Below are 12,619 nucleotides of genomic sequence, written 5' to 3' on the forward strand. Positions count from 1 at the left end.
CCGCGTGCTCGCGCGCCGCGCGGAAGGCTCTAAAATACCTCAAGCGGGCGCCTCCAGCATACGTCCGCCTTGCGAGGATACCGCCATGACATTGAACGCCGCTCCGCTTCTGTTCCGGTTCGAAGTCGAATCGTCGGAAAACCTCACCTACATTCCCATGTGCGTGCGCTTCAATCTGGACCGTTTCGGCCTGCGCATCTCGCTTTCCCAGTGGCAGTTGCTGCCGCTGGAGGATCGCAGGCTGCTCGCACGCTTTCCCGTCGACGAAGACATCGCGACCGAGCCCAATTTCGACCACGCGCTCTTCGAAATGCTGCGCACGCACGCAAATGTCGAGCCCGAGTGGTTCGAGCCCGACGAAGCACCGGCCTGGCGCGACATCAACGCCGTGCCGGGCGGCATCGCGCAGCAGGCGGCGCTCGCGAGCCTCGCCGCGCCGGACCTCGAAGCGTGGGCGCGGCTTGCGCCGTTCCAGCGCTACGTGCTCGCCAAGCTCGCCCGCAAGCCCGAGAGCAACCACGATTTTGTTCCCGCCATGCGCGAGTTCGGGCTTGCAGCGGGCGCTTAAATCACGTCCGGGGGCCGTCTGAGTCCCGTCACCGGCGAGCGCCGTCCTGGCGCCGCCGAGTATTCCCGCCGAATTTTCCAGCCCCTGGCTCTCAAGCCTCGCCGAAAGCGTGCCGTTATTCGGTATGGTGCAGTAGACGCCGGCCATTCGCGCGCAGGTCGTTTTCATTCGTCCCGCGTACACGGTCCGAGGGACGAACGACGTTCGGCACACAATGAATCCTCTTTTTTCCAGACGCCAGCTCATCAATCTGGCGGTCGTCGTGGCAGCCATCGGGGCCAACGCGTTCGTCGCGTGGTCGCAGATCGGTTTGCAGCGCGAGATCGATACGCAGGCCGCGCGCGCCTCGCGCGTGAGGCATGACATCGCACGCGTGCGCGATGCGCTGACCGGCGCGATCGGTGTGCTCGCCCGCCTGCAGACGACCGGGGAGCAGGAGGCGCCCGGTGCGCGCGCCGGGCGGGCCGCGCTACTCGACGAAATCGTGCGATCGGCGCGCGCGGAGCTTGCGAACAATCCCGAGCTTGCCGGCCGGTTCGACGCGGTGGCGCCCGAAGCGATTGCGCTCGAGCACGACATCGACGACGCGCTGGCGCGCGACGCCCGGCTGTTGGCCGATGCGCAAGGCGCCAGCGCGCCCGCCATCGTCGGCGAAGCCCGCGCTTCGCTCGCGAGCGACTACATTCGGCTCGACGCGCGCACCCACCAGCTCAACGCGAAGCTTGCGGGGCTCCAAAGCTCGGAGGATCTCGCACTGGCCGGTGCGCTCAGCGAAGCGGCCCGCTCGGCGAGCCGCACGCTGCTGATGCTGGTCGTGACGATGCTGGCGGGCGTCACCGTGCTCATCTACACCTTCGCCGCGCGCGAGAATGCGGCTCGCGAGCTGCTGCGCGGCGTGCGCACGCGCGGCGAGCGCTTCCAGGGTCTGTTCGACGCGCACCCCGTGCCGATGTACGTCTTCGACCGCGAGTCGCTGCGCTTTCTCGCCGTCAACGCGGCGGCCATCCAGCAGTACGGCTACAGCGAAGAAGAATTTCTGACGATGACGATCCGCGACATCCGCCCGCCCGAAGACGTCTCGCGCCTCGAACAGCACCTCACGCGCTCGGACACGCTCACGCCGAACGTGCGCACGATGGCGGGCATCTGGCATCACCGGCGCCGCGACGGCTCGATCATCAGCGCGGATGTGTCGCACCATGCGCTGACCTTTGTCGGCCGCGCCGCCGTCTTCGTGCTCGCCGACGACGTCACCGACCAGATCATGGCCGAAGCCGAAGCCCAGCGCTCGAACCAGATGCTCGAAACGGTCATCGACAACATTCCGCAGCGCATCTTCTGGAAGGATGCTCAATCGCGCTATCTCGGCTGCAACATGGCGTTCGCGCGCGACGCGGGCCTCGCGTACCCCGAGCAGGTGGTCGGCAAGGCCGACGATGAAATGCCGTGGAGCACCTACGCGGCGGCCCTGCGCGGGCAGGATCTCGAGGTGCTCGAATCGGGGCTGCCGAACATCAACTTCGAGCAGGACCTCGTGATCCGCGGCGAGCACAAGACGAGGCTTTCGAGCAAGCTGCCGATGCTCGACGGCGAGGGCCGCGTGATCGGCGTGCTCGGCACCTACACCGACACCACTGCGCACAAGCGTGCGGATCTCGCGCTGCGCCTGCAAAGCCGCGCGCTCGATGCCTGCGTGAACGCCATTCTCATCACGGCGCCGGGGCTGGACGGCAGCAATCTGATCGAATACGCGAACCCGGCGTTCAGGCGCATCACGGGCTACGATCCGGCTGAAGTGCTCGGCCTCGACAGCCGCTTGCTGCAGCGCGACGATCGCAACCAGGACGGACTCGTCGCGGTCCGAAAGGCGCTCGTCGCGGACCGCGAGGTGAGCGCCGTGCTGCGCAATTACCGCAAGGACGGCGCGCTCTTCTGGAACCAGCTGCTGATCGCGCCGGTGCCCGGCGTCGATGGCCGCACCACGCACCACATCGGCATCATCAACGACGTCACTGAGCTGATCCGCTATCAGGAGCAGCTCGAATATCAGGCGAACTACGACAGCCTCACGATGCTGCCCAACCGTAACCTGCTGCGCACCCGCCTGCAGCAGGCGCTCATGGCCGCGCAGCGGCAAGCGCGCAGCGTCGCCGTGGTGTTCGTCGACCTCGACGGTTTCAAGCACGTGAACGACAGCCTCGGCCACAGCGTCGGCGACCGGCTGCTCGCCGTGGTCGCCGAGCAGCTCGTGCGCTGCGTGGGCGCGGGCGACACCGTGGCGCGCCACGGCGGCGACGAGTTCGTGATCGTGCTCACCGATGTCGTCGGCGAGCGCGCGCTGGTCGGCTGGATGGAGCACGCGCGCGCGATCATCTCGGAGCCGGTGTGGGTCGACGGCACGGAGCTGTACATCGGCTGCAGCATGGGCGCGAGCCTGTATCCGCAGGACGGCGACGACGCGGAATCGCTGCTCAAGAAGGCTGACGTCGCGATGTACCGCGCGAAGGACATGGGGCGCAACACGTTCCAGTTCTTCCAGCCGGAGATGAACGCGAACGTCGACGTGCGCATGAACCTCGAACGGCGCCTGCGCCGCGCGCTGCGCGACGGCGAATTCAAGCTGCACTACCAGCCGCAGGTCGAGGTGGAAACGGGGCGGATCATCGGCATGGAGGCGCTGGTGCGCTGGTTCGATCCCGATTCGGGGCTCGTGCCGCCCGCGAAGTTCATCCCGGTCGCGGAGGAGAGCGGCCTGATCGGTCCGTTGACGGACTGGGTGCTGCGCGAGGCCTGCCGCCAGAACCGCGCGTGGCAGCGCGCGGGGCTCCTGCCCGTGCGCATGTCGGTCAACGTGTCGGCGCGCGAATTCCATCAGCGCAATATCGCCGAAGTGGTGACGGAAGTGCTGGCCGAAACCGGACTCGATCCCTGCTACCTCGAACTCGAACTCACCGAGAGCGCGCTCATGCGCAACGCGGAGGAAGCGGTATCGATGCTCAACGAACTGCATGAGCTTGGGATCGGCCTTGCGATCGACGACTTCGGCACCGGTTATTCGAGCCTGAGCTACCTGAAGCGCCTGCCCGTGGACCGGCTGAAGATCGACCAGTCGTTCGTGGCGGATATCGGCACGAACGGCGACGATCAGACGATCACGGCCGCGATCATCGCGCTCGCACACGAATTGCAGTTGAAGGTGATCGCGGAGGGCGTGGAGACGACCGTGCAGTTCGAGTTCCTGCGCGAGCGCGCGTGCGAGGAGATGCAGGGCTTCTTCTTTGCGCCGGCGCTGCCGGGCGAAGATATCGAGCGATTGCTGCGCGCGAGCGCCACGCAGGTCGAAAGCCGTGGGGTCGCGTGGGTGTGCTGACGCACCGATGTGACGTATCGACGTGACGTATCGACGTAAAGGCGGCGCGGGGCGCTTGCGTCGCGCCCCGGCAGGTATTACTCGAGCGGCGGCAGCGGGCGCGGGCGGCGGTCGTTGCCGGTGGCGACGTAGGTGAGCGTCGCTTCGGTGACTTTGACGACCTCATCGGCGAGACGCATGCGCTGGGCGTACACCTCGACTTCGACGGTCACCGACGTCCTGCCCGTCTTCACGATCTCGGCGTAAAAACTCAGCAGATCGCCGACGAACACCGGCTGCTTGAAGAGAAACGAGTTCACCGCGACGGTCGCGACGCGGCCGTTCGCGCGGCGGCTCGCCGGTATCGAGCCGGCGATGTCGACCTGCGACATGATCCAGCCGCCGAAGACGTCGCCGTGGACGTTCGCGTCCGAGGGCTGCGGCATGACGCGCAAGGCGGGCGGTTGTTGGGGGAGCGGCTGGGCGTCGTTCATCGGTAATCCACAAAAAAGGGGGGAAACGTCGGGGCGTTCGCGCGCCTGAGGTACGCGGAAGGTGCGCCTAATGTACGACTAAAATGCGCCGGTTGGCGGGCCTCAGCGGCGTGTGCAGCGTTCTGCGACAATACCGGGACTAGGAATTGTACGAGAAAGCGGTACGAGAAAGCGGGCTTGCGGCTGGCCAATGTAGACTGCGCGCTTCCAGCCGGACGCCCGCCGAACGCCCCGCCGAACCCGTTGTCCGCAACGCCGCCAACGCCCCGAATACGCCTTCACGCCCCGCTTTCGCCCATGCGCCGTTTCCCGTCCTCCAACGAACCCGCGCTGCCCGCCGTCGGCCCGCGCAACGACTGGCAGACGATCGTCTCGCTGCTGCCGTATCTCACGGCCTACAAGTGGCGCGTGGCGTTCGCGCTCGCGTGCCTGATCGGCGCGAAGGTCGCGAACCTCGGCGTGCCGATCGTGATGAAGCACATCGTCGACAATCTCGCCGCGGTGCGCCAACTCGCGGCGCTCGGGCGCGAACAGAACGCGCCCGGCATCGTGCTCGTCAGCGGGCTCGGGATGCTCGTGATCGCCTACGCGGCCGTGCGGCTCTCGACGTCGCTCTTCACCGAACTGCGCGAGATCCTGTTCTCGAAGGTGACGCAGAGCGCCGTGCGCCTGCTTGCGCTCAAGGTGTTCCGCCATCTGCACGCGCTGTCGCTGCGCTTCCATCTCGACCGGCAGACGGGCGGCATGTCGCGCGACATCGAGCGCGGCACGCGCGGCATCATGCAGCTCATTTCGTACTCGCTTTACAGCATCTTGCCGACGCTCGTGGAAGTGGGGCTCGTGCTCGGCTTCCTGGTCGTGAAGTACGAGGCGTATTACGCGATCGTCACGCTCATCGCGCTCGTCGTGTACATCGTGTTCACGGTGCGGGTGACCGAGTGGCGCACGCACTTTCGCCGCACCATGAACGAACTCGATTCGCGCGCGAATTCGCGCGCCATCGACTCGCTGCTCAACTACGAGACCGTCAAGTATTTCGGCAACGAAGAGTGGGAAGCGAAGCGTTACGACGAAAATCTGCAGCGCTATCGTACGGCTGCGATCCAGTCGCAGCAGTCGCTCTCGGCGCTGAATTTCGGGCAGCAGACGATCATCGGCACGGGGCTCGTGTTCATCCTGTGGCGCGCGACGCAAGGCGTGATGGCGGGCAGGCTCACGCTCGGCGACCTCGTGCTCATCAACACGTTCATGCTGCAGCTCTACATTCCGCTGAATTTTCTCGGCGCGGTGTATCGCGAACTCAAGCAGAGCCTCACCGACATGGACCGCATGTTCACGCTGCTCACGGTCTCGCGCGAAGTCGCCGACGCGCCGGATGCACCGCAGCTTGCCGTGCGCGGCGGCGAAGTGCGTTTCTCGCGCGTGAGCTTCGCCTATGAGCCGTCGCGACAGATCCTGCACGACGTGAGCTTCACGATTGCCGCCGGCACGACGACGGCGGTGGTGGGCCACAGCGGCTCGGGCAAGTCGACGCTCGCGCGCCTGCTGTTCCGCTTCTACGATCTCGAACGCGAGACGGGCGGCGCGATCACGATCGACGGCCAGGATATCCGCGACGTCACGCAGGAGACGCTGCGTGTGTCGATCGGCATCGTGCCGCAGGATACGGTGCTGTTCAACGACTCGATCTACTACAACATCGCGTACGGGCGGCCCGATGCGAGTCGCGACGAAGTGATCGCGGCGGCGCGCGCGGCGCATATTCACGCGTTCATCGAGACGCTGCCGAAGGGCTATGACACGCCGGTCGGCGAGCGTGGACTGAAGCTGTCGGGCGGCGAGAAGCAGCGTGTCGCGATTGCGCGCACGCTGCTGAAGAATCCGCCGATCCTGCTGTTCGACGAGGCGACCTCGGCGCTCGATTCGCGCTCGGAGCGCGCGATCCAGCAGGAACTCGACAACATCGCGCGCGAGCGCACGACGCTCGTGATCGCGCACCGGCTCTCCACGGTCGTGCACGCCGAGCAGATCATCGTGATGGATCATGGGCGGATCGTCGAGCGCGGCACGCATGCCGAATTGCTGCGCGTGAGTGGCCACTATGCGCAGATGTGGGCGCTCCAGCAGCAGAAGTCGGGCGAGCCGGCCGGACAGATGGCGGAGCCTGCGGGCGGGAAGTGAGGCGCGCGGCGGGTGGATTGGGCGCGGGTTGTGCGTGGCGCTTGCGTGTGGCTCAGGCGGCCCATGCAGCCCATGCAGCATGCACGGGCCGCCCGCTGCGCTTTAACCGTGCTGCCGGGCCAGCAATGCTTCGTCGAGCGCCGCGAGTTGCGCGGGCGTGCCGACGTTTTCCCAGTGTCCTTCGTAAAGCTCGCCGCTCGCGCGCCGCTGCGCGATGCTCTCGCGGTAGTACGGTGTGAGCGCGCGCTTCGTGCCGCGCGCGAGCGCACGGAACATGCGCGTGTCATAGAGCCCGATATTGCCGAAGGTGTAGCGCGGCGCTCCGTCGGCGGCGAGCAAGCCATCGGCGCCGAGGGTGAAATCGCCGTTGGGATGGAACGGCGGATTCGGGACCATCACGAGGTGCATATGCGGCTCGGGCTGCGCGGCGAGTGCTTCGGCGCGCGCGTCGAGTCGCGCGAAGTCGAATTCGCTGTAGACGTCGCCGCTCACGGCGAGGAACACCGCCGGTTCGCCGTTCGCTTCGAGGAGCGGCAGCGCTGCGGCGATGCCGCCCGCCGTCTCCAGTGCTTCACACTCGGGCGAGTAGCGCAGCGCGACGCCGAATTGCTCGCCGTCGCCGAGCGCCGCCTCGATCCGGTCGCCGAGCCACGCGTGATTGATCACGATCTTCGTGTAACCGGCCGCCGCGAGCCGTTCGATCTGCCAGGCGATCAGCGGTTTGCCGCCGACGCTCAGCAGCGGTTTGGGACAGGTGTCGGTGAGCGGGCGCATGCGCTCGCCGCGCCCGGCTGCGAAGATCATCGCCGTGCGCTCGAAGCGGGCGCGGCTCATCAAGTGAATCTCGTCATGGACGGGCATGGTCAGAAGGTATAGCCGGTTTCGACGCTCGCGCCCTGCAGCTCGTCGATGAGCCGCGCGAACGCCGCCAGCGGCCGGTAGCGATGCGCGACCTTGCTTGCGTAGCCGAGGAAGCGCGGCAGGTCGGCCATGTAGTGCGCCTTGCCGTCGCGGTAGTTGATGCGGCAGAAGAGGCCGAGCACCTTGATGTGCCGCTGCAGGCCCATCCATTCGAGCTGGCGGTAGAACTCGCCGAAGTCGGCGTTGACGGGCAGCCCAGCCTTTTTGGCGCGCTCCCAGTACCACGCGACGCAATCGAGTTCGAATTCCTCGTCCCAGCTGATGAACGCGTCGCGCAGCAGCGACGCGATGTCGTACGTGATCGGTCCGTACACCGCGTCCTGGAAGTCAAGCACGCCCGGATTCGGCGTTGCGATCATCAGGTTGCGCGGCATGAAATCGCGCAGCATGAACACCTGCGGCTGCATGCGCGCATTCGCCACGAGCAGCGCGAAGGTGCGATCGAGCACGCCGCGCGTGGCCTCGTCGATTTCGCGGCCGAGATGGCGTTGCAGATACCACTCGGGCATCAGCTCCATTTCGCGGCGCAGAAACGCTTCGTCGAACGGCGGCAGCACGTCTTCGCGCGACGACAGCTGCCAGCGGATCAGCGCATCGAGTGCGTCGCGCATCAGTTCGCGCGAGCGCGGGCCAGGGCCGGCTTCCTGCAACGCCTGCAGATACGGTGCGGCGCCGAGATCGGTCACGAGCATCAGGCCCGCTTCGAAGTCCACTTCCAGCACGCGCGGCACATGCACGCCCGCTGCGGCGAGCAGATCGGCGATCTGGGCGAATTCGCGGCATTTTTCGGGCGGTGGCGCATCGACGGCGATCAGCGACGCGCCGTGCGCGCCGCTGCTATTGCTGCTGGCGATGCGAAAGTAGCGCCGGAAGCTCGCGTCGGAGGACGCCGGGACGAGCGTGGCGAGGTCGAGGGCATAACGGTCTGCGTGGCGGGCGAGCCAGGCGGCGAGCAGGGCGTGCCGGGAATCGGCGGGGGTATCGTCTAAACGGGGTGCGGCGGTCGAGGTCATGAAAACCGGGGGCAAAATCAGTGGATCAACGTCTTGCCATATAATACCCCACGACTTTTTTGACGCGACTCGCGCCAAAGCCCACGTGACGGTTCGTACGCCGCCTTGATCGAACGATGAAGGGTAACCGGACGTGCAGCCGGGCCTCGCCTCGCGCCGGCGCGAGAGGTACGAGGCAGCGCTGGACCGGGCAGACGGCCGTGCCGATTCGCCAAAACCATAAATGCCGCCCAGACAGTTTTTCCAGACGATCTCCAGCAGTGACGACGGCGTGCCGGGCAAGCGGCGGCTCATCGCGGCACTCGTGGCCGTGCCGGGTTTGATACCCGTGCTGGCGCACGCCCAGCTGTCGGGCGCCGCCGCGCAGCCCGAGCCGCTGGACGGCCCGTTGAGCCTGCGCCTCGCGCCGCAACTCGAAGTTCACCCGAATGTGTCCGGGCAGCGCCCGGCCACGTTCGTGCTCGGCGACTCGACCACAGGCACCGCCAACACCGACATCGCTCTCAGGGGCTCGGCCGAACTGCGCCAGGGCACCAATATCGTGAAGGGCGAGGCGCTGCACTACGACGTCGACACCGACACCGCCGCCGCGTACGGCCACGTCGTGGTCTCCCAGAGTGGCGCGACGTTCACGGGCCCTGAAGCTCACCTGAGAGTCGAAGCCAACGAAGGCTTCATGCCCGCGCCGAAGTATCACTTCACGTTGACGGGCGGCTCCGGCAGCGCCGAGCGCGCGGACCTGCTCGACAGCGAGCGTTCGGTACTCACGAACGGAACCTATACGGCATGCCGGTGCTCGACGAACCCGGCGTGGTACATCAAGGGCAGCGAGTTCGACTTCGACACCGGCGCGGACGAAGGCGTGGCGCACAACAGCGTGCTGTTCTTCCAGAACGTGCCGATTTTCGCGAGCCCGTGGCTGACGTTTCCGCTGTCGGGCGACCGCCGCAGCGGCTTGTTGCCGCCCACTTTTTCGGTCAGCTCGACGAACGGCTATGAGATCGCGCTGCCGTATTACTTCAACATCGCGCCGAACCGCGACCTGACGCTCACGCCCGAACTGATCTCGAAGCGCGGCGTGTTCACGGAGGCCGCCTACCGGTATCTGTCGACCAACTACAGCGGCACGATCACCGGCACGTTCCTGCCCGACGACGCGATCACGAAGTCGAACCGCTACGCGGTGTTCATCCAGCACAACCAGAACTTCGGCGGCGGCTTCGGCGGGTACATCTACTACAACCGGGTCTCGGACAACACCTATCCGGAAGACCTGGCGTCACCGGTCAACCAGTTCCTGAACGGCACGCAGCTGCTGTATCAGCAGGAAGCGGGCTTGACCTACAACAACGGCCCGTGGTCGGTGCTCGGACGCATCCAGCACTGGCAGACGCTCGAGCCGACCGCGGCGCCGTATGGCCGCGAGCCCCAGTTGAACGTCCAGTACGCGAAGTACAACGTCGGGGGCTTCGACTACGGCGCGGAAGCCGACTACTCGCGCTTTCGCATCACGAGTTCGGACATGACCGAAGGCGACCGCGTCGTCTTCAATCCGTACCTGTCGTACTCGCTGATCGGGCCGGGCTACTTCGTCACGCCGAAGGTGCAGTGGCACTTCGCGTCGTACGACCTCAGCAACATCGGTTCGGGCTCGCCGGCCGGACAGCCGAAGAACTTCACCGAATCGGTGCCGACCTTCAGCTTCGACACGGGGCTCGTGTTCGACCGCTCGGTGCACCTGTTCGGCCGGGACTACATCCAGACGCTGGAACCGCGCCTGTACTACGTGTACACGCCGTACCGGAACCAGAGCTTCGCGCCGCTCTTCGACACGGCCGAGTCCGACTTCGGACTCGCGGAAATCTTCACGCCGAACACGTTCGTCGGCAACGACCGCATCGCCGACGCCAACCGCATCACTGCCGCGATCACCACACGCTTCATCGACGCGGCCACGGGCGACGAGCGCGCGCGCTTCGTGCTCGCGCAGCAGTACTACTTCCGGGATCAGCGCGTCACGCTGTTGCCGACCGAAACGACCGAGCAGGCCACGCATTCGGACCTGATCGCGGGCGCGTCGTTGAAGCTCGGGGCGGGTTTCGCTTCGGAAACGGCGTTCCAATATAATGCCGACAACGAACAGCTCACGAAGGCGAGCGTCGGATTCGGCTACAGCCCGGGGACGAGCCGCGTGTTGAATGTCGCGTACCGCTACACGCGCGCGAACACGACGCTCGACAACCAGCCAATCAACCAGATCCTGATCTCGGCGCAATGGCCGCTCTCGCACCGGGTGTACGCTGTGGGCCGCTTCAACTACGACGTGAACGGCGCGCGCCTCGTCGACGGGCTGGTCGGCTTGCAGTACGACGCCGATTGCTGGGCGCTCGGCGTCGGCCTGCAGCGCTACGCTAACGGGGTCAATACGACGGGCGGTCAAAACTCGGCGACGCGGTTCCTCGCGCAACTCACGCTCAAGGGGCTGTCGGACGTCGACAACGGGCTGGTGGCGGCGTTCCGCGCCAGCGTGCCGGGCTACACGCCGCTGCCCGGCCAGCCGCCTGTGCCGTCGCGCTTCACGGATTATCAATAACGCGTGATCCGCCGCGTTTTCCCGGACCGGGACGCGCGGGGCAACGTGGGGTCGGTTGCATAGAGACGGGCGAAGCTGCCCGCCAACATTGGAGTATCTGTGGGAATGATGAACAAGCTTCGCCTGTCAGCTTTCGCTGCGACTTTCCTCGCCGCCGCCGTTCTCGCGCCGGTCGCCCCGGCGCAAGCGCAGGCGCTGCCCGCCGGATCGGGCCAGTCCTCCACGAGCCATGCGGCCGATTCCGGCCAGATGGTCGACACGATTGCCGCCGTCGTGAACAACGGCGTGATCACGCAGCGCGAACTGGATGAGCGCGCCGAAATGATCGCGCGCCGCCTGACCCAGCAGAAAGCGCCCGTGCCGCCGACAGACCAGCTGCGCTCACAGGTGCTCAACCAGATGGTGATCGAGCGCATCCAGCTCCAGAAGGCGAAGGAAGACGGCATCGTCGTCGACGATACCGCCGTGCAGCGCACGCTCGAACGCCTCGCCCAGGTCAACGGCATGGACCTTGCCACGTACCGCTCGCGTATCGAGGCAGCGGGCGTGCCCTGGAGCACGTTCATGAACGACGCGCGCACCGAACTCACGCTCTCGAAGCTGCGCGAGCGCGAAGTGGACAGCAAGATCTCGGTCTCGGACGCGGAAGTCGTGAACTACATCGCGAGCCAGCGCGGGCCGAACGCGGGTCAGCAAAACGACCTGCGCTTCGAGCGCATCCTGATCAAGGCGCCGCTCAACGCATCGCAGACGGACATCGAGGCCGCGCAGGCCAAGGCTAACGCGTTGCTCAAGGAAGCCCTCGGGGGCAGCAAGTTCACGAGCCTCGCGAAGTCGAACTCGCAGGCGCCGGAAGCGAAAGCGGGCGGCGACATGGGCTTTCTGCCGCCGGAGAAGCTTCCCGCCGAATTCGTGACGGCCGCATCGATGCTGCGCCCGGGCGAGGTGAGCCCGTCGGTGATCCGCACCAACGACGGTTTCGAGATCATCCGTCTCGTCGATCGACGCGCGGGCCGCGGCACGTCCGCCGATGCGCCGAAGCTCGTGCAGACGCACGTGCGCCACATCCTGCTGCGCGTCGGCGAAGGCACGTCGGAGCCGGAAGCGCGCCAGAAGCTTCTCGAAATCAAGCGTGAACTGCAGGCAGGCGGCGATTTCGAGAAATTCGCGCGCAGCTACTCGCAGGACGGTTCGGCCTCGCAGGGCGGCGATCTCGGTTGGGTCAGCCCGGGCGAAACCGTGCCCGAATTCGAACGCGCCATGAACACGCTGCAGGACGGCCAGGTCAGCGATCCGGTCCGCACCGAATACGGCTACCACCTGATCCAGGTGCTCGGCCGCCGCGACGCCGAAGGCTCGGTCTCGCAGCAGATGGACATCGCGCGCCAGGCCATCGGCCAGCGCAAGGCGGAGCGCGCCTACGCCGACTGGCTGCGCGAACTGCGCGACAGCGCCTACGTCGACTACAAGATCAGCGGCATGACGCCGCCGCAGCACTAA

General features: G+C 66.4%; 8 protein-coding genes. 5 read left to right on the top strand and 3 right to left on the bottom strand.

Features of this window, described 5'->3' with window-relative positions; translation table 11 throughout:
* Positions 1-85 precede the first annotated feature (85 nt).
* Complete coding sequence (locus ACFPTO_RS19790) at positions 86-568, top strand: nitrate reductase associated protein (RefSeq protein WP_377713965.1); 483 nt, start codon at positions 86-88, stop codon at positions 566-568.
* A gap of 214 nt (positions 569-782) precedes the next feature.
* Positions 783-3,938 carry a sensor domain-containing protein gene (locus ACFPTO_RS19795; protein ID WP_377713967.1) on the top strand — a complete coding sequence of 1,052 codons (3,156 nt, stop codon included), beginning with the start codon at positions 783-785 and terminating at the stop codon, positions 3,936-3,938.
* Between the two features lie 77 nt (positions 3,939-4,015).
* Here the strand turns inward: ACFPTO_RS19795 and ACFPTO_RS19800 are convergent, their stop codons facing one another.
* Positions 4,016-4,411 carry an acyl-CoA thioesterase gene (locus tag ACFPTO_RS19800; RefSeq protein ID WP_293033334.1) on the bottom strand — a complete coding sequence of 132 codons (396 nt, stop codon included), beginning with the start codon at positions 4,409-4,411 and terminating at the stop codon, positions 4,016-4,018.
* 297 nt (positions 4,412-4,708) lie between these two features.
* Between ACFPTO_RS19800 and ACFPTO_RS19805 the strand changes: the two genes are divergently transcribed.
* Positions 4,709-6,592, top strand: a complete 1,884-nt coding sequence (locus ACFPTO_RS19805; protein ID WP_377713969.1) for an ABCB family ABC transporter ATP-binding protein/permease — start codon at positions 4,709-4,711, stop codon at positions 6,590-6,592.
* A gap of 102 nt (positions 6,593-6,694) precedes the next feature.
* On the opposite strand, the gene murU is transcribed toward ACFPTO_RS19805, so the two are convergent.
* Positions 6,695-7,396, bottom strand: coding sequence for an N-acetylmuramate alpha-1-phosphate uridylyltransferase MurU (gene murU / locus ACFPTO_RS19810; RefSeq protein WP_377714078.1), 702 nt, complete (start codon positions 7,394-7,396; stop codon positions 6,695-6,697).
* A gap of 59 nt (positions 7,397-7,455) precedes the next feature.
* The gene (locus tag ACFPTO_RS19815) at positions 7,456-8,526 is read right to left on the bottom strand and encodes an aminoglycoside phosphotransferase family protein (RefSeq protein ID WP_377713971.1); all 1,071 of its coding nucleotides are present in this window, start codon (positions 8,524-8,526) and stop codon (positions 7,456-7,458) included.
* A 223-nt stretch (positions 8,527-8,749) separates the two neighbouring features.
* Between ACFPTO_RS19815 and ACFPTO_RS19820 the strand changes: the two genes are divergently transcribed.
* A complete protein-coding gene (locus ACFPTO_RS19820; protein ID WP_377713973.1) occupies positions 8,750-11,119 on the top strand; it encodes an LPS-assembly protein LptD in 2,370 nt (789 codons plus the stop codon).
* A 99-nt stretch (positions 11,120-11,218) separates the two neighbouring features.
* Positions 11,219-12,619: a peptidylprolyl isomerase gene (locus tag ACFPTO_RS19825; RefSeq protein WP_377713975.1), complete on the top strand. Its 1,401-nt coding sequence runs from the start codon at positions 11,219-11,221 to the stop codon at positions 12,617-12,619.

It is taken from the genome of Paraburkholderia denitrificans, from assembly GCF_042655705.1.
In the GTDB taxonomy this organism is placed as follows: Bacteria; Pseudomonadota; Gammaproteobacteria; order Burkholderiales; family Burkholderiaceae; genus Paraburkholderia; species Paraburkholderia denitrificans.